The organism is Bradyrhizobium sp. NAS96.2 (assembly GCF_001908235.1).
Classification (GTDB): domain Bacteria; phylum Pseudomonadota; class Alphaproteobacteria; order Rhizobiales; family Xanthobacteraceae; genus Bradyrhizobium.
On sequence record NZ_LGHK01000171.1, the window covers coordinates 1 to 18,282 of the forward strand.

The 18,282-nt window shown below is 65.4% G+C and carries 14 protein-coding genes; 9 read left to right on the forward strand and 5 right to left on the reverse strand.

Features of this window, described 5'->3' with window-relative positions; genetic code table 11:
• Positions 1–123: 123 nt before the first annotated feature.
• Together AC628_RS30840 and AC628_RS30845 are read right to left on the reverse strand one after the other, a co-directional pair.
• A complete protein-coding gene (locus AC628_RS30840) occupies positions 124–1,851 on the reverse strand; it encodes a bifunctional protein-serine/threonine kinase/phosphatase (RefSeq protein ID WP_245321407.1) in 1,728 nt (575 codons plus the stop codon).
• A 33-nt stretch (positions 1,852–1,884) separates the two neighbouring features.
• The gene (locus AC628_RS30845) at positions 1,885–3,144 is read right to left on the reverse strand and encodes an MFS transporter (RefSeq protein WP_074130557.1); all 1,260 of its coding nucleotides are present in this window, start codon (positions 3,142–3,144) and stop codon (positions 1,885–1,887) included.
• 136 nt (positions 3,145–3,280) lie between these two features.
• Between AC628_RS30845 and AC628_RS43270 the strand changes: the two genes are divergently transcribed.
• From AC628_RS43270 to AC628_RS30860, 4 genes are all read left to right on the forward strand, one after another.
• Complete coding sequence (locus tag AC628_RS43270) at positions 3,281–3,565, forward strand: hypothetical protein (RefSeq protein WP_143201889.1); 285 nt, start codon at positions 3,281–3,283, stop codon at positions 3,563–3,565.
• A 231-nt stretch (positions 3,566–3,796) separates the two neighbouring features.
• Positions 3,797–6,241: a nitrite reductase large subunit NirB gene (gene nirB, locus AC628_RS30850; protein WP_210190286.1), complete on the forward strand. Its 2,445-nt coding sequence runs from the start codon at positions 3,797–3,799 to the stop codon at positions 6,239–6,241.
• The gene (gene nirD / locus AC628_RS30855; protein ID WP_074130559.1) at positions 6,238–6,567 is read left to right on the forward strand and encodes a nitrite reductase small subunit NirD; all 330 of its coding nucleotides are present in this window, start codon (positions 6,238–6,240) and stop codon (positions 6,565–6,567) included. Before nirB ends, nirD begins: the two co-directional genes overlap by 4 nt.
• A 10-nt stretch (positions 6,568–6,577) precedes the next feature.
• Entirely contained in the window at positions 6,578–9,244 is a 2,667-nt protein-coding gene (locus AC628_RS30860) for a nitrate reductase (RefSeq protein WP_074130560.1), read from the forward strand.
• Positions 9,245–9,345: 101 nt separating this feature from the next.
• Here the strand turns inward: AC628_RS30860 and AC628_RS30865 are convergent, their stop codons facing one another.
• Positions 9,346–9,594, reverse strand: a complete 249-nt coding sequence (locus AC628_RS30865; RefSeq protein WP_143201890.1) for a hypothetical protein — start codon at positions 9,592–9,594, stop codon at positions 9,346–9,348.
• Positions 9,595–9,880: 286 nt separating this feature from the next.
• On the opposite strand from AC628_RS30865, the gene AC628_RS30870 reads away from it, so the two are divergent.
• Complete coding sequence (locus AC628_RS30870) at positions 9,881–11,107, forward strand: CaiB/BaiF CoA transferase family protein (RefSeq protein WP_074130562.1); 1,227 nt, start codon at positions 9,881–9,883, stop codon at positions 11,105–11,107.
• 247 nt (positions 11,108–11,354) lie between these two features.
• A complete protein-coding gene (locus AC628_RS30875) occupies positions 11,355–11,750 on the forward strand; it encodes a Rid family hydrolase (protein WP_074130563.1) in 396 nt (131 codons plus the stop codon).
• A gap of 135 nt (positions 11,751–11,885) precedes the next feature.
• Here the strand turns inward: AC628_RS30875 and AC628_RS30880 are convergent, their stop codons facing one another.
• Positions 11,886–12,575, reverse strand: a complete 690-nt coding sequence (locus tag AC628_RS30880; protein WP_074130564.1) for a TetR/AcrR family transcriptional regulator — start codon at positions 12,573–12,575, stop codon at positions 11,886–11,888.
• Positions 12,576–12,861: 286 nt separating this feature from the next.
• Between AC628_RS30880 and AC628_RS30885 the strand changes: the two genes are divergently transcribed.
• From AC628_RS30885 to AC628_RS30895, 3 genes are all read left to right on the forward strand, one after another.
• Positions 12,862–14,094 (forward strand): acyl-CoA dehydrogenase family protein, encoded by a 1,233-nt coding sequence (locus tag AC628_RS30885; protein ID WP_074130565.1) that lies wholly within the window; start codon positions 12,862–12,864, stop codon positions 14,092–14,094.
• 135 nt (positions 14,095–14,229) lie between these two features.
• Positions 14,230–15,288, forward strand: coding sequence for a phosphotransferase family protein (locus AC628_RS30890; RefSeq protein WP_074130566.1), 1,059 nt, complete (start codon positions 14,230–14,232; stop codon positions 15,286–15,288).
• A gap of 207 nt (positions 15,289–15,495) precedes the next feature.
• A complete protein-coding gene (locus AC628_RS30895) occupies positions 15,496–16,410 on the forward strand; it encodes a DMT family transporter (protein WP_074130567.1) in 915 nt (304 codons plus the stop codon).
• A 139-nt stretch (positions 16,411–16,549) separates the two neighbouring features.
• On the opposite strand, the gene argE is transcribed toward AC628_RS30895, so the two are convergent.
• Entirely contained in the window at positions 16,550–17,722 is a 1,173-nt protein-coding gene (gene argE / locus AC628_RS30900) for an acetylornithine deacetylase (RefSeq protein ID WP_074130568.1), read from the reverse strand.
• Positions 17,723–18,282 lie beyond the last annotated feature (560 nt).

Sequence of the window (18,282 nt, forward strand, 5' to 3'; positions counted from 1 at the left end):
TCTCCGCGAGTCGCATTGAGGAGAGAGCCCCCACCCGCCGCGCTGCGCGCGTCGGCCTCCCCCCGCAAGCGGGAGAGGCGAAGCGAATCCGTGGACAGGCTGCCTTAGCCAAATCTCATCGTGCTAATGCCGCGCCAGCAGCACCACGATCACCAGAGCAAGGATGGCGCACAGCACTTTCCAGAACGTCACGGGATCGCGGTCGTGCAGCGATTTGCGGGTGGTGACGGCGGGGCCGGCCCAGGTCGCGCCATTCTCCAGTTCGTGGGCGAACTCGATGGCGTCGCCGAAGCGTTGCGCGGGCTCGACGCTGAGCGCCTTGCCGATCACGGCATCGAGCCAGGCCGGCAGGTCCGGCCGATAGCGTGACAGCGGTGCGGGCTTGCCGAAGCGCGGCCGCGAGAATGGCTCGATCTCGCCGAACGGATAGTTCGCGGTGAACATCCGGTAGACCGTGACGCCGAGCGCGAACAGGTCGGAGGCCTCATCGCCGGCCTTGCCGCCGAACAGTTCGGGCGCCATGTAGCTCGCGGTGCCCGGAATGTCCTCGGCGGGAAAATCCTCCAGCAGCGGCACGCGTGCGACGCCGAGGTCGACGAGGCGCAACCCGCCGTCCTTCAGCAGGATGACGTTGTCGGGCTTGATGTCGCGATGGATGATGCCGGCGCGGTGCAGCGCCGTGACCGCGCGCACCAGCTTGGTCGCGATCGCGATGCCCTCGGTGAGCGACAGGCGCGGTGCGCGCTTGAGCCGCTGCTCCAGCGTTTCGCCCTCGTAGAGCGGCATCGCCGAATAGAGCCTGGTCTGTCGCTCCGCCGGCACCTCGATGATCTCGCCGATCCAGAGGCTGCGCACGCGTGCGGCGACCCAGGCCTCGCGCACGAAGGCGAGGCGGTAGGAGCCTTCGCTCGCGACCCGCGGATGCGGAAATTTCAGCACGACGTCGCGGCCGGCGCGCTTGTCGGTCGCCTTGAACAAACGGCTGTAACGCCCGTCGGACAGCACGTCGCCAAGGGTGAAATCGTCGATCGTGTCGCCGCTTTGCGGCAGGTCCAAGATCGGCAGCGTCGCGATCGCGTGCGTGAGGTCGTCGCGATCCGCCGGCGGCAGGTCGACGACGTCGAGCACCAGCGCGGTCGTGTTGTCGCTGCTGCCGGCAGCGAGCGCGGCATCGACGATGCTGCGCGCCGATTCGTCGGGCGGCGTGCGTTCCTCCAGCAATTGCTGAAGCCGGGAATCGCCGAGCGCGCCGTGAACCCCGTCGCTGCAGATCAAGAGACGGTCATGCTGCCGGAGCCCCACTGACGTGTAATCGAAGCGGGCGAATTCCTCGAAGCCGATGGCGCGGTTCAGCATATGCGCGAGGTCGCCGCGGCCGGCAATATGATCCTGCGTCAGGCGTTCCAGCCGTCCGTCGCTCAGCCGGTAGGCGCGGGTGTCGCCGATATGGATCACATGGCATTGCCGCCGCGACAGGATGATGGAGGAGAACGCGCACGCCATGCCGCTGCGCGCGGCGTCGACGCGGCCCTGGCCGTAGATCCAGCTGTTGGCGGCTTCCAGCGCCCGGGCTGCGCGGCGGCGGACGCCGAGCGTCTCGGGCAGCGAATAATAAGCGTCGATGAAGCTGCGGACCGCGACCTCCGCGGCCTCGCGTCCGCCCTTGTGGCCGCCGACGCCGTCGGCGACCGCGGCCACGACATCACGGTGAAGCGTGCCCGGCTGGCCGAGGCAGGCCGCGACATAGTCCTCATTGGCGGCGCGCTTGCCGGTCTCGCTGGCGAAGCCGACGCGAACGCCCAGATCCCTTTGCAGGTCTCGCTGCAAATGCCGTTGCGCGCCGTTCGCCACGTCCGAGCTATCCTCTCCCGAGGGAGCGGGCCGTCAGACGCGCGCTCCCGACACCGCGCCCCAGGTGGTGCGCCAGCGGACCTTGACCATCGCAAGTCCGATGAAGCCAAGCAACGCCAGCGCGCCGAAGAACAGGAAGCCGGCGCCGAAGCCGCCGGTCATGCCCTTGGCATAGCCGAGCGTCTGGGCGAGGAAGAAGCCGCCGATGCCGCCGGCGCAACCGACCAAGCCGGTCATCAGGCCGATCTCGCGACGGAAGCGGAGCGGGATCAGCTGGAACACCGCGCCATTGCCCATGCCGAGCGCCAGCACGCCGATCGAGAACAGCAGCACCGAGATCCAGGCGATGCGCGGCAGCTCGGTCAGCGCCCAGCCGCCCGGCGTCGCCGCCACTGGGCCTTCGGGCATGAAGGCGATCACGACATAGGCGGCGACAACGACACCGAACAGGATCGACAGCGAACGGATGCCGCCAATGCGGTCGGCAATCATGCCGCCGACGGGACGGAATCCCGAGCCGAAGGCGACGATCAGCGCGACCAACATGCCGGCCGCCACGCCGGAGACGTGATACTGCACGGTGAAATAGAGCGGCAGCGCGTTGGCGAGGCCGACGAAGCCGCCGAAGGTGATGAAGTAGAAGAACATGAACCAGCGGCTGTCGGAATCCTTCAGCAGCGCGCCATAGGCCTTCAGCGAGATCTTCTTGCGCTCGCCCGGCGCGTCCTTGGCTGCGAATGCGTAATAGGCGAGCACCATCAGCATCGGAATCAGCAGGCAGCCGAACACGGCCTGCCAGCCCCAATGTTCTGCAATGGACGGCGCAAGCAGCGTGTCGAGCACGACGCCCATATTGCCGGCGCCGGCGATTCCCATCACCACGCCCTGATATTGCGGCGGATACCAGCGGCTCGCCTGGGGCAGGGCGACCGCAAACGAGGCGCCGCCGACGCCGAGCGCGAGCCCGAACAATTCGATCGCAAGCTTGCTGGTCAACCCGAAATGCCAGACCGACGCGGTCGCGGCGATCACGACCAGCTGGGCGATGATGCCGGTGCGCTTGGCGCCGATGATGTCGGCGAGAATGCCCATCGGCACGCGCAACAGCGCGCCGGCGAGCACGGGAATGGCGACCAGGGTGAACTTCTCGTTCACGGCCAGATTCATGTCGCGCGCGATGTAGACGATCAGCGGTCCGAGCGCGACCCACGCCATGAAACTGATGTCGAAGTACAGGAATGCGGCGAGCAGTGTCGGCCAGTGACCGGCCTTCTTGAACTCGGCTAGCTTCATCGCAATCGTCTCGCGGTGATGCGGCCGAGACGGCCGCAGACGCGCGGCAATCTCAGGCGCAGACAAATCGAATGTGGGTGAATGGTGGGTGCGCTCGTCGTTGAGACGCACTCCGTCAAGAAGACAGCTCAGCAATTTGCGTGCCATCGAATCGATCGCGTCGCTTTGCCTTGCAGTCGCAAGACGTTGCCGCGAGATCGCGAACCGTATTCTGCGATCGGAATTGGCGTGGCTTGCAGCAAGCGCCGCCGCGCAAACGCGCACCCTGATGCTTTCTTGTGCGATGCGCCATGGGCATGCGGTGGTACGTGGATCGCGGGCCGGCGATCATCATCGCCGACGTCGATGCTGTGATGCACAAGAGATCATCGGCGTGGCTAAAAAATCGGCCAGCTATCGCGGTGGCGCGTCATCGGGCTGATTCGATGTCGCTCAAAACCGATTGATTTTGCAGCAAAATTTGTCCGCTGCGAGTTGGCACGCGTTTTGTATATCGATCGATAACGGAACATCGATCGTCATTGAGGACGGTCTGCGCCCGCGGCTGGGCTTCCTAACAACTCCAAACCTCTATCGGTGTCGATCGACGACGCGCGCCGCGTCGCTGAGCACAGCCGTCGGAATTGAAAGGCAGACCATGCTCGACAAGGTGATCAAGCAGAAGCTCGTGGTGATCGGCAACGGAATGGCCGGCATCCGGACGGTGGAGGCGCTGCTCGAACGCGCGCCCGATCTCTACGACATCACGGTGTTCGGCTCCGAGCCGTACGGCAATTACAACCGCATCCTGCTGTCGCCGGTGCTCGCCGGCGAGAAGACCGTCGACGACATCATGCTCAATACCGTCGACTGGTACGAGGACAACAACATCACGCTGCGCAAGGGTGAGACGATCAGCATGATCGATCGCCGGACCTGCGAAGTCGTCACCGATGCCGGCGATCGCGTTCCCTACGACCGCCTGCTGATCGCGACGGGCTCGAACCCGATCATGCTGCCGCTGCCGGGCAAGGAGTTGCCGGGCGTGATCGGCTTCCGCGACATCTATGATGTCGATCGCATGATCAAGGCCTCGACCGACTATCGCAACGCGGTCGTGATCGGCGGCGGCCTGCTGGGCCTCGAAGCCGCCAACGGCCTGATGAAGCGCGGCATGAACGTCACGGTCGTGCATCTGCTCGACACCCTGATGGAGCGCCAGCTCGATCCGGTGGCCGGCGGCCTCTTGCGCAAGTCGCTGGAAGAGCGCGGCATGGTGTTCAAGATGCCGGCGCAGACCCAGGCGATCCTGGGCGAGGACCGCGTCACCGGCGTGCGTTTCGGCGACGGCACCGAGCTGCCGGCCGATCTCGTCGTGATGGCGGTCGGCATCCGCCCGAACTTCGAGCTCGCCAAGAAGGCCGGGCTCTACTGCGAACGCGGCATCGTCGTCTCCGACACCATGCAGACCTATGACGGCCGCATCTATGCGGTCGGCGAATGCGTGCAGCACCGCCGCCAGACCTACGGCCTCGTCGCGCCGTTGTTCGACCAGGCCAAGGTCTGCGCCAACCATCTCGCGATGAAGGGCTTTGCCACCTATGACGGCTCGGTCACCTCGACCAAGCTGAAGGTCACCGGCATCGACCTTTTCTCGGCCGGCGACTTCGCGCCGGGGCCGGACAAGGAGGAGATCGTGCTGCAGGACGCCAATCGTGGCGTCTACAAGCGCATCATCCTGAAGGACAAGAAGATCGTCGGCGCGGTGCTCTATGGCGACACTATCGACGGCCCCTGGTACTTCCAGCATCTGCGCGACGGCACCGACGTCTCGCATATGCGCGAGCGCCTGGTGTTCGGCGCCGCTAATCTCGGCGAGGGCGGCGTCAGCGGCCAGAACTCGGTCGCCGCGATGAGCGACGAGACCGAGATCTGCGGTTGCAACGGCGTCTGCAAAGGCGCGATCGTCAAGGCGATCAGCGAGAAGAAGCTGTTCACGCTCGACGACGTCCGCGCCCATACCAAGGCGTCGTCGTCCTGCGGATCCTGCACCGGCCTCGTCGAGCAGGTGCTGGCATTCACGCTCGGCGGCGACTATTCGGCGGCGCCGAAGGTCAAGCCGCTGTGCAAATGCACCGATCACAGCCATGACGACGTTCGCCGCGTCATCGTCGAGCAGCAGCTCAAGACCATTCCCGCCGTGATGCGCTTCATGGAGTGGAAGACGCTGAACGGCTGTCATTCCTGCCGTCCGGCGCTGAACTACTATCTGCTCGCGACCTGGCCCGGCGAATACCGCGACGACCAGCAGTCGCGCTTCATCAACGAGCGCGTCCACGCCAACATCCAGAAGGACGGCACCTATTCGGTGGTGCCGCGGATGTGGGGCGGCGTCACCACGCCGAGCGAGCTGCGTGCCATCGCCGACGTTGCTGAGAAGTTCAACATCCCGACGGTGAAGGTCACCGGCGGCCAGCGCATCGACCTGCTCGGCGTCAAGAAGGAGGACCTGCCGGCGGTGTGGGCCGATCTCAACGACGCCGGCATGGTGTCGGGCCACGCCTACGCCAAGGGCCTGCGCACGGTCAAGACCTGCGTCGGCTCCGAATGGTGCCGCTTCGGCACCCAGGACTCCACCGGCCTCGGCGTCAAGCTCGAGAAGTTCATGTGGGGGTCGTGGACGCCGGCCAAGGTCAAGCTCGGCGTCTCCGGCTGCCCGCGCAACTGCGCGGAGGCGACCTGCAAGGACGTCGGCGTGGTCTGCGTCGATTCCGGCTACGAGATCCATTTCGCCGGCGCAGCCGGGTTGCACATCAAGGGCACGGAATTCCTGACCAAGGTCGAGACCGAGGACGAGTGTCTCGAGGTGATCGTGGCGCTGACCCAGCTCTATCGCGAAGAGGGCTGGTATCTCGAACGCATGTACAAATGGTGCGACCGCGTCGGCCTTGAGCAGATCAGGAAGCGGGTGGTCGACGACATCACCAACCGCAAGGCGCTGTTCGGCCGCTTCGCCTATTCGCAGCAGTTCGCGCAGACCGATCCGTGGGCTGAGCGCGCCAGCCGCGGCGTCGACCGCAACGAATTCGCGCCTCTCGCCGAATTGGAGCTCGCATGACCAGCTGGATCGAAATCGGCGCACTCGACGACATTCCGCGGCTCGGCTCGCGCGTGGTGCGCACCCCGGGCGGCAACATCGCGGTGTTCCGCACCGAGAGCGACGAGGTGTTCGCGCTCGACGACCGCTGCCCGCACAAGGGCGGGCCGCTGTCGCAGGGCATCGTGCACAACAAGCGCGTCACCTGTCCGCTGCATAATTTCGTCATCGAGCTGGCCAGTGGCCAGGCGGTCGCACCTGATGAAGGTTGCACCCATACCCATCCGGCCAAGGTCGAGAACGGCGTTGTCTGGCTGTCGGTGCGGCAGGCGGCTGCGGTGAGCTGAGCGTCAGGCAATGCCCGTCAAGACCACGTGTCCTTATTGCGGTGTCGGTTGTGGCGTCATCGCGTCGAAGGACGCGGCGGGCGCGGTCCGGGTCGAAGGCGACAAGCAACATCCGGCCAATTTCGGCCGGCTCTGCAGCAAGGGCTCGGCGCTGGCCGAGACCATCGATCTCGACGGGCGTCTGCTGGAGCCAATGATCGATAACGTGCCGGCGGCGTGGGATGACGCGCTCGATCGTGTCGCCGACGGCTTCAGCCGCGTTATTCGCGAGCACGGGCCCGACGCGGTCGCGTTCTATGTCTCCGGCCAGCTCTTGACCGAGGACTATTACGTCATCAACAAGCTCGCCAAGGGCTTTGTCGGTACCGCCAATATCGACACCAATTCGCGGCTCTGCATGGCTTCCAGCGTCGCGGGGCACAAGCGCGCGTTCGGCAGCGACACCGTGCCGGGCTGCTACGAGGATCTCGAGCAGGCCGACCTCCTGGTGCTAGTCGGCTCCAACGCCGCCTGGTGCCATCCGATCCTGCACCAACGCATGCTGGCGGCCAAGGAGAAGAACCCGGCGTGCAAGATCGTGGTGATCGATCCGCGCCGCACCGCGACCTGCGAGGGCGCCGATCTGCACCTGCCGCTGCGCTCGGGCAGCGACTCCGTGCTGTTCAACGGGCTGTTCGCGTTCCTGGCCGGCAGCAATGCGGTGGATCGCAGCTTTGTCGGCAATTGCACGACGGGTGTCGTCGACGCGCTCAAGCAGGTGGCGGGACAGACTGTGGCGCAGACGGCTGCGACCTGCGGCCTGACCGAAGGCGCGGTCGGCCTGTTCTTCGACTGGTTCACCCGGACCGAACGCGTCGTCACGCTGTATTCCCAAGGCATCAACCAGTCGTCGAGCGGCGTCGACAAGGTCAACGCCATCATCAATTGCCATCTGTTGACGGGGCGCATCGGCCGTCCCGGCATGGGGCCGTTCTCGTTGACCGGGCAGCCCAACGCGATGGGCGGCCGCGAGGTCGGCGGGCTCGCCAACCAGCTTGCCGCGCATATGGAGCTCGAAAACCCCGCGCATCGCGAGCTGGTGCAGCGGTTCTGGCGCGCGCCGGTGATTGCGGAGAAGGGCGGGCTGAAGGCGGTCGACATGTTCGACGCGATCGCCGACGGCCGCATCAAGGCGGTGTGGATCATCTCGACCAATCCGGTGGTGAGCCTGCCCGATGCCGATCGCGCACGGGCCGCGCTCGAGGCCTGCGAGCTCGTCGTGGTGACGGACTGCATGCGCGACACCGACACCACACGGCTTGCCGATGTGCTGCTGCCGGCGCTGGCGTGGGGCGAGAAGGACGGCACGGTCACGAATTCCGAGCGCCGGATCTCGCGGCAGCGGCCGTTCCTTGCAGCGCCGGGCGAGGCGCGCGCCGACTGGCGCATCATCTGCGATGTCGCGCAACGCATGGGATATCCCGGCTTCGACTACGCGTCAGCCGCGGAGGTGTTCCGCGAGCACGCTGAACTGTCGGGCTTCGAGAATAACGGCCGGCGCGATTTCGACATCTCGGCGCTGGCTGCACTCGACGACGTCGCCTATGACGCGCTGGCGCCGGTGCAGTGGCCGGTGACGTCGGAGCATCCGGCTGGCACGCCGCGGATGTTCGAGAGCCAGACATTCTTCACGCCCGACCGCAAGGCGCGCTTCGTGCCGGTTGCGCCGCGCGCGGCGCGCCACGCCACCAGCCGCGACTTTCCGCTTGTGCTCAACACCGGCCGCGTCCGCGATCAGTGGCACACCATGACGCGGACCGGGAAGACCGGGCGGCTGCTGTCGCATGTGTTCGAGCCCTATGCCGAGTTTCACCCCGAGGATGCGCGGCAGGCCGGCCTGCAAAACGAAGGGCTGGTGCTGCTGACCAGCAACTGGGGCGAGATGATCGCGCGCGTCGTGGTCAGCGCCGACCAGCGCCGCGGCTGCGTGTTCGTGCCGATGCACTGGAACGAGGAGTTCGCCGGCGAGGGGCGCGTCAATGCGCTGGTCAATCCCGCGGTCGATCCGCTGTCCGGCCAGCCGGAGTCCAAGCACACGCCGGTCAAGGCCGATCCTTACGCGCCGAAATGGCACGCCTTCATCCTGAGCCGCGACGCGATCAAGCGTCCGGCGTCGGGCTATTGGGTCTACGGCAAGGCCGGCGACTGCACGCGGCTGGAGCTTGCGCTCGACGTTCGCCCGGAGAGCTGGCGCGACTGGGCGAGGGCGCAACTCGGGCTCGAAGGCGTCGAGATCGAATGGATCGCCTACCGCGATCCGGCGGCGGGCCGCTTTCGGTATGCGGCGGTGCGCGACGGCCGGCTCGAAGGCTGCGTGTTCATCGCGCCCGATCACACGCTGCCGTCGCGGGCCTGGCTGACCGGGTTGTTCGCCGAACAGCAACTATCCGCCAATGCGCGGATGGCGCTGCTGGCGGGACGGCCGTTCGGCGCGGGCGAGGATGTCGGCCCGATCGTCTGCTCCTGCTTCAGCGTCGGACGGCACCAGATCACCGCCGAGATCAAGAAGGGCGCCGACAGCGTCGATGCGATCGGCCGTTGCCTCAAAGCCGGCACCAATTGCGGCGGCTGCAAGCCCGAGATCGGCAAGCTGATCGGCGCCACCGCGCAGCCGCGGCAGGCGGCGATCGCGTCCTAGAGTCCCGATATCGGCGCGATGCCTCCTTGAGCATGGTCTCCGCGCAAACGCTTCGCGTTTGTCGCGAGGGAAAACCGCTTCGCACTTTTCTGGATCGTGCTCTAGCAGCCGCGACAGATGCTCTTCAGCCTGGTGTTGAGCAGGCGGTTCTCCTCGTCGGAGGACGCCCTGGTGTAGGCGTCGTCGCCGTGCTGCTTGCCGGTGGCCAATCCGCCGCCGCGATGTGCGCCGCCGGCATGCATGCCGTGGCCGTGCCCGCCGCCATGGCCGTGGCGGCTGCGCGCATCCACCGGCGGCATGGCGGCCGCAAGCAGCGCCAGCAGCAGCCCGACCGTCGTGATCGTCCGCATGGTGTCCTCCTCGTCGCGGTAAAAATACCGCTGATGCTGAGGCAAATCGGTGTCAGGCCCGTTCACAATTTCGCGTGGCGGCAATCGGCCCGATTCCCGCGGCGGGTTCCCCGGGGACGTGGCCGGTGCGCCGCACATAGGCCGCCTGCGGATGGCTTCATGCCGACAATGCAGTGCTCGCGGCAGCAAAATGGTGTATCGGCAAGCCTTGGCGCCGAAAGACATCGCGAGGACGCGGTCTGGCGCCGGATAATCAAGATTTAGCAAGATATCGGAGGAATGCTTCATGTCGGCTCTGCCACTTTCGGGCATCAAGATTCTCGATCTGACGCGGGTGCTCGCGGGCCCGCTGTCGGCCCAGATGCTGGCGGATCTCGGCGCCGAGGTGATCAAGATCGAGCGGCCCGGCGGCGGCGACGACGCCCGCGCCTTTGGCCCGCCCTATCTCAGTGATCCCGAAGGCAAGGCGAACAACAACAACTCGTTCTACCTCTGCGCCAACCGCAACAAGAAGTCCGTCACGGTCAACATCGCCAAGCCGGAAGGGCAGGCGATCATCCGCGAGCTCGCCAAGTCGGTCGACGTGATGATGGAGAACTACAAGGTCGGCGACCTCAAGCGCTACGGCCTCGACTACGAGACGATCAAGAAGATCAACCCCGGCATCATCTATTGCTCGGTCACCGGCTTCGGCCAGACCGGCCCGTACGCCACGCGCGCCGGCTATGACGCCATCCTCCAGGCGATGGGCGGCCTGATGAGCGTGACCGGCCATATCGACGGCGAGCCCGGCGCGGGCCCGATGAAGGTCGGCCCCTCGATCGTCGACTATATGACCGGCATGAACACCTCGATCGGTATCCTGTCGGCGCTGTACCATCGCGACGCCAACAACGGGGAAGGGCAGCATGTCGACGTCTGCCTGTTCGACACGGTGATCGCCTCGCTGTCGCACTGGCTGCAGATCTACCTCGTCAACGGCACCATGCCGCCGCGCCGCGGCACCTGGGGCAATGGCGGCATGCCGGCCGGCGTGTTCCGCTGCACCGACGGCGAATTGATGCTGGTGGTCGGCAATGACGGCCAGTTCCAGCGCACCTGCGCCGTGCTCGGCGAACCCGAGCTCGCCAGCGACAAGCGCTTCGTCAAGAACAACGACCGCGTCGTGCACGGCAAGGAGATCATGGCGATCTTCGCCGGCCTGTTCCTGAAGCAGCCGGTGGCCTACTGGCTGGAGAAGCTCGAGGAGGCCGGCGTGCCGTCGGGCCCGATCAACAATTTCGAGCAGGTGTTCAGCGATCCGCACGTGCAGTCGCGCGGCATGCGGGTCAAGGTCGATCACCCCTTCGAGCCGAATCTGTCGCTGATCCGCAACGCGCTGACCTTCTCGGGCACCCCGATCACGGACTACCGCGCCCCGCCGCTGCTCGGCGCCGACACCAAGGACGTGCTGGCGACCATCGGCTATGACGACGCCAAGGTCGAAGGCCTGAAGGCGCAGGGGATCCTATAGCACTGCTCGATTGATCGGATAGGCCATGCAGCGGGTTCCGTCATCCTGAGGTGCGAGCGCTTGCGAGCCTCGAAGGATGAACGGCCCGGCTGGTGGCCGTCGATCCTTCGAGACGGCCGCTGCGCGGCCTCCTCAGGATGACGGTGACAGTGCGGTCGACTCCAACAACACTTCGACCTGCATCGAAACATCATTGACACCCGCCTGCTAGATTGGCGCCATCGATCCCTCATCGAAGGTGCCAATCATGAAACGGGAAGTGATCCGCGTCGAACCGATCTCCAGCTGGCTGGAGCGCTGGAAGGCGCCGGCGTCGGCGGTCACGCGGGCCGGCAACATGGTGTTCGTCTCCGGCCTGCCGCCGTTCGATCCGGCAACCGGCGAGTTCGCGGCCGGGGCCTCGATCGAGCGGCAGAGCGAGCTCGTGATGGAGCAGCTCAAGCAGTGTCTTGAAGCGGCCGGCGCGTCGTTCGACAACGTGATGAAGTGCAACATCTTCTGCACCTCGGCCAAACACTTCGCGACCTTCAATACAATCTACCGAAAATACTTCGCAGATGATCTGCCGGCGCGGATCTTCGTCTGCATCCCGGAATGGACCGGACCATTCGACATCGAGATCGACTGCATCGCGATGGTGTGAGCATGATCCGGAAAAGTGCGAAGCGGTTTTCCCCCGCGACAGGCGCGTAGCGTTTGCGCGGAGATCATGCTCAAGCAATGAGCTAAAGCGCGATGGCGGATCAGCCAAATCGCATCGCGCTTTAAGGAAGGGCGCTTACAGATCCTGCCGCGTCAGCCGGCCGTGCACCAGGACCGGCCGCGCGGCCGGCTTGCTCGGCACGTCGCCCATCGTCAGCGCCATCACCGAGACCGTGACCACGCGATCGATGATGGCGCGGACGTCGTCGAGGTCGCATTTGCCTTCGGACAGCCGCAGCAGGCGTTCCTTCTCGCGGATGGTGTGGTGCGCCATCGCGAGCGCGAAGTGCAGGCCCCAATACAACTCGGTATCGTCGCGGCCGGGCATCGCGCGGCGCATCGCGGCGGCGAATTTGCGCAAGTGGTCGACCTCGCGGTTCTTGATGCGGCGGATCGGCGGCACCGATTCGATCGAGGCGCGGATCATGAAGCGTGCCGCGGTCGAGCCCTCGCGGTCGGGCCCGAGGCAGCCGCGCAAGGTGGGGCCGACGAGGGCGCGCATGATGTCCTCGATCGCGGCGCGTCCGCCGCCGGCTTCCTCCGCCGCCTTCAATTCATTGAGGCGCTCGCGGTTGGTCTGGATGCTGCGGGTGACGAACAGCTCCGCGATCAATTCGTCCTTGGAGCCGAAATGATAGTTCACCGCCGCGAGGTTGACGTTCGCCTCCGCGACGATGTCGCGCAGCGTGACGTCGCCGAAGCCGCGGTCGGCATAGAGCCGCTCGGCGGCGGCAAGAATGGCGGATCGGGTCTGGTCGCTGGCCATGGCTGAGAGCCTTTCCGTTATTCCGCGGTACGCCGGGGAATGACGAAGACGACAGGGAGTTGCATTTCAAACATTTGTATGAAACTATCGTTTGAAGAGCCGGAAATGTCAATCCGCTGATCGCGGGGCGGCGCTCTGGCACACCACCACCACCACCGCCGCCGTTCCGCGAACGCCCTTGCGAGCCGCGGAGGCGGGGTCAACAATGTTGCCCAAAAGGCCAAGGCTCAAACCAAGGCTCAAACGGCAAGGCCCAAGCCCAAGTCTAGGAAACGAGGAGCGTCCCATGGATTTCACGATGTCGCCCAAGCAGAAGGAGTGGCTGGAGCGCGTTCAGGCTTTCATGAAAACGCATGTCCGCCCGGCGGTGCCGATCTACGAGAAGCAGGACGCCGAAGGCCCGCGCTGGAAGGTGATCCCGGTCCTCGAGGACCTGAAGAAGAAGGCGAAGGCCGAAGGCCTCTGGAACATGTTCATGCCGCCGTCCTCGCATGAGGACGACGAATTCCACGGCGCGGGATTGACCAACCTCGAATACGCGCTGCTGTCGGAAGAGATGGGCCACATCTCCTGGGCGTCGGAAGTGTTCAACTGCTCCGCCCCCGATACCGGCAACATGGAAGTGTTCATCCGCTACGGCACCAAGGAGCAGAAGCGCAAATGGCTGCGCCCGCTGATGGACGGCGAGATCCGCTCCGCCTTCCTGATGACCGAGCCGGCGGTGGCTTCGTCTGACGCCACCAACATCGAGACCCGGATCGAGAAGGACGGCGATCACTACGTCATCAACGGCCGCAAATGGTGGTCGTCGGGCGTCGGCGATCCGCGCTGCAAGGTCGCGATCCTGATGGGCAAGACCGACTTCAACGCCGCCAAGCATCAGCAGCAGTCGCAGATCCTGGTGCCGCTCGACACCCCCGGCATCAAGGTCGAGAAGATGCTGCCGGTGTTCGGCTTCGACGATGCGCCGCACGGCCACGCCCAGGTGCTGCTCGAGAACGTCCGCGTGCCGAAGGAGAACATCCTGCTCGGCGAGGGCCGCGGCTTCGAGATCGCGCAGGGCCGTCTCGGTCCGGGTCGCATCCATCACTGCATGCGCACCATCGGCCAGGCCGAGGAAGCGCTGGAGAAGATGGTGAAGCGGCTCGCCTCGCGCACCGCATTCGGCAAGAAGATCATCGAGCATTCGGTCTGGGAGCAGCGCATCGGCGAGGCCCGCACCGATATCGAGATGAATCGCCTGCTGTGCCTCAAGGCCGCCGACATGATGGACAAGGTCGGCAACAAGACCGCGCAGGCCGAGATCGCGATGATCAAGGTTGCAGCTCCGAACATGGCGCTGAAGATCATCGATCAGGCGATCCAGGCGTTCGGCGGCGGCGGTGTCTCCGACGATGCCGGGCTCGCGAAGGCCTATGCCCACATCCGCACGCTTCGTCTCGCCGACGGTCCGGATGAGGTGCACAATCGCGCCATTGCCAGGCTGGAAGTTCGGAAGTATGCAAACACGTCGCACTGAGCATGACGCGGAACGCATGGCGTTCGCGCTGACATCGTGCTCAGAATGAAAAAGAGAAATCAGGCTGGCGTGCCAGCCTGATCGCGGGAGCGCCCCAACGCGCTCCTTGAAAAATCGAGTTGAGGGAGCGTCATCGTGGCGGACGGCGTCAGGAAAGACGAAGAATTTTCCGGAACACGGGAAGTCGAGGAGCGCCATCGTGTCAACGAGGCGAACCTCGATGCCTGGATGAAGGAACACGTCGAGGGCTATCAGGGTCCGCTCAAGGTCCTGCAGTTCAAGGGTGGCCAGTCCAACCCGACCTACAAGCTCGAAACCCCCGGCCGCAACTACGTGATGCGCCGCCGGCCGTTCGGTAAACTGTTGCCGTCGGCGCATGCGGTGGATCGCGAGTTCCGTGTCATCGCGGCGCTCGGCAAGCAGAATTTCCCGGTCGCGAAAGCCTATGCGCTGTGCACCGACGATGCGGTGATCGGCTCGGCCTTCTACATCATGTCGATGGAGGAGGGGCGGGTGTTCTGGGATCCGACCTTGCCTAGCCAGGACGCCGACGCACGCCGCAAGATCTTCACCAGCAAGATCGAGACGCTGGCGAAGCTGCACGTCCTCGATCCCGAAAAGATCGGCCTCGGTGATTTCGGCAAGCCCGGCAATTATTTTGCCCGCCAGGTCGACCGCTGGACCAAGCAGTATCGCGCGTCCGAGACGCAGCACATTCCGGAATTCGAGAAGCTCGCGGAGTGGCTGCCGAAGACGGTGCCGGAGCAGAAGCGCGTCTCGGTCGTGCACGGCGACTATCGCCTCGACAACATGATCTTCCACGCCACCGAGCCGCGGGTGCAGGCGGTGCTGGACTGGGAGTTGTCGACGCTCGGCGATCCCATGGCCGACTTCACCTACCTGTTGATGCAGTGGACCATGCCGGGCCTCGCCAACGCCGACCTCAAGGCGTTGAACATTCCGAGCCAGGACGAAGCCGCGCAGATCTACTGCAACGTGACCGGTATGGCCGTGCCGGATCTCAACTGGTACTTTTCCTACAATCTGTTCCGCCTCGCCGGCATCACGCAGGGCATTGCGGGCCGCGTCCGCGACGGCACCGCCGCCAATGCCAAGGCCCTCGAGTCGGCCGCGCGCACCGTGCCGCTGTCGAAGGCATCATGGGAATACGCGCAGAAGGCCGGCGCAACCTGATCTGAAAACGCGGCGCGATCCCCCAGGGTTCGCGCCGCTTCTCTTTTGACCGCTCCCCGCAAGAGCGGGGGCGGAGCAGGGCACCACCGCTGCCGCGCGCTGCGGCATGTTTCCGCATTGTAGTCATCTGTGACTTGAGTTCGCAGCGCCGCTTTGGCAAGTCGGTCCGGTCAACGCCCGCCCTGGTCCTGATCGGACAATTTCACTTTGCCCCTTTCCTCGAATCTTCGCGGCAGCCTGTTCATGGCTGCGGCCATGGCCAGCTTCACGGTCAACGACACCATCACCAAGGCGGTGTCGGCGGAGCTCAACATCGGGGAGATCCTGCTGGTCCGCGGTCTGGTCGCGATGGTGCTGGTCGCGGCACTCGCCTGGTACCGCGTTGCGCTGCGCAGTTTTGGCGCGCTGTTGATCTGGCCGGTCGGATTGCGCGTGATCGGCGAGATCGGCGGCACGCTGACTTATCTGTCGGCAATCTCGCAGATCCCGCTCGCCAACGCGTCGGCGATCTTCCAGGCGCTGCCGCTGGTCATCACGCTCGGTGCGGCGCTGGTGTTCGGCGAGCCGGTCGGCTGGCGGCGCTGGCTTGCGATCGCGGCCGGCTTCATCGGCGTGCTGGTGATCGTCCGGCCCGGTGCGGAAGGCTTCAGCCAGGCCGCGCTGCTGGCGCTGGCGTCGGTCGGCTTCTGTGCGGTGCGCGATCTCGCAACCCGCCGCATCCCGAAGGACCTGCCGACCGCGTTCATCACGCTGCTGACGACCGTGACGGTGACGACGGCGGGCGCCGCCGTCCTGGTGCCGCTCGGCGGCTGGAAGCCGCCGTCCGGCCAGGCGCTCGGCCTGCTCACATTCGCTGCGGTGCTGATCCTGATCGGCTATCAATGCATCATCGTGTCGCTGCGGACCGGTGACATCTCGGCGGTGGCGCCGTTCCGCTACACGGCGCTGCTGTGGGCGATGCTGACCGGCTATCTCGCCTTCGGCCACAAGCCCGACGGTGCGATGCTCGCGGGTGCTACGATCATCGTGGCCTCCGGCCTCTACGCCTTCTACCGCGAGCGCAAGCGCGACAAGCTCCGCCCGGCCGCAACCGGACCGGGCCTGCCGCCGGATGGTCTGTGATCTATCCAAGATCCGTAGGATGGGTGGAGCGCAGCGATACCCATCAGCTTCGTGCCGCGGATATGAATTGATGGGTTTCGCGGAGTTTATCATCGGGCCGCGCTTGTGCGGACCCGTTGGCTCTACCCATCCTAAGAGTCTAAGCCTTCGCGCAATGCGCGATCAGCCGCGCGACGAAATCGCCGCACGCCTCGAGTTGCGACATCTCGACGAATTCATCCGGGGTGTGGGCCTGCGCGATTGCGCCGGGGCCGACCACGACCGACGGCACGTCCGCCATGCTGACGAACAGGCCGGCCTCGGTGCCGAAGGCGACCTTGGCGTGGTCGTTGCGGCCGGCGAGCTGCTTGGCGAGTGTGACGATCGGTGCGTCCGCCGCGGTGTCGAGCGCGGGGTAGTCGAGGATCTCCTCGAAGTCGATGCCGCATTCGGGATGCTGCTGGCGCATCCTGGGCTCGATCTCGGCCTTCGCCCAGGCGATGATCGCATCCGTCACTTGCCTCGACTCGGTGATGCCGATGCCGCGGCATTCGAACTCCACGGCGCAATGGTCGGGCACGATGTTGAGCGCGGCGCCGCCGCGAACGATGCTGGTGAGCAGGGTCGAGTGCGGGACGTCGTAGAGGCTGCTCTGTTCGGCATCCGCGGCCAGCAACGCGGCGCGGCGGCGAATTTCGGTGATGAGCTCGGCCGCATATTCGATCGCGTTGACCCCGTCCGGCGCGATCGAGGAGTGGCGGGCGAGCCCGCGGAACGTGGCACGCACGCCGTGCTTGCCCTTGTGGCCGATGATCACCTGCATCTGGGTCGGCTCGCCGACGAAGCAGCCGAGCGGCTTGACCGGCTTGCGCGCGACCTCGCGCAGCATCGGCCGCACGCCGACGCAGCCGATCTCCTCGTCATAGGAGATCGCAAGATTGATCGGCGTCTTCAGGTCGGCCGCGAGCATCTCCGGAACCATCGCGAGGCAGACCGCGACAAAGCCCTTCATGTCGGTGGTGCCGCGGCCGTACAGCCGGCCGTCGCGTTCGACGAGCTCGAACGGATTGTGGCTCCAGTCCTGTCCGGCCACCGGCACGACATCGGTGTGCCCCGACAGCACCAGCCCGGCCTTGTCCTCGGGGCCGACCGTGACCCAGAGCGAGGACTTCTGCCCGGTCTCATCGACGATGCGCTGGCTGCTGACGCCAAGCGAGGCAAGATAGCGCTCGATGTAATCGATCAGCGGCAAATTACTGCGGTCGCTGACGGTGTCGAAGGCGACGAGGTCGGCGAGAAGTTTGCGGATGCGGTCGGGACGTGGGCTTTGCATGGATAGGGCCGTGAGCGGGAATGGATCACGCGCGACCATAGCAACGAAACTGTGAAAGGGAAAAGAATGCGTAGCCCCGGGTGAGTGGGTTGTCCGGCCTGTACGACTCACAAGCCGCGCCAAACATTCCGTGTCGTCCTGGCGAAAGCCAGGACCTATTACCTCAAATCTCAATTGTCGCGCGATGCTGGGGCCACGATCTCGCCCATCACCAAATGCGGTGGTTATGGGTCCTGGCTTTCGCCAGGACGACGCGTGGAGAGAGTCTCGTCCCAGCACCTGTCATCGCCCGGCTCGACCGGGCGATCCAGTACGCCGCGGCTCATCGGTTCAACAACGACTGCCTCTGGAATACTGGATCACCCGCATGCGCGGGTGATGACACCGCGTGTTTAAATCGAAAACTATCCTCATCGTCGTCCCGGCGAAGGCCGGGACCCATAACCACGAATGGTCATTATTGCGCGACGCTGGGGCCACGATCTCGCCCATCACCAAATGCGGTGGTTATGGGTCCTGGCTTTCGCCAGGACGACGGCGGTGGACGCGGGGCCGTCCGG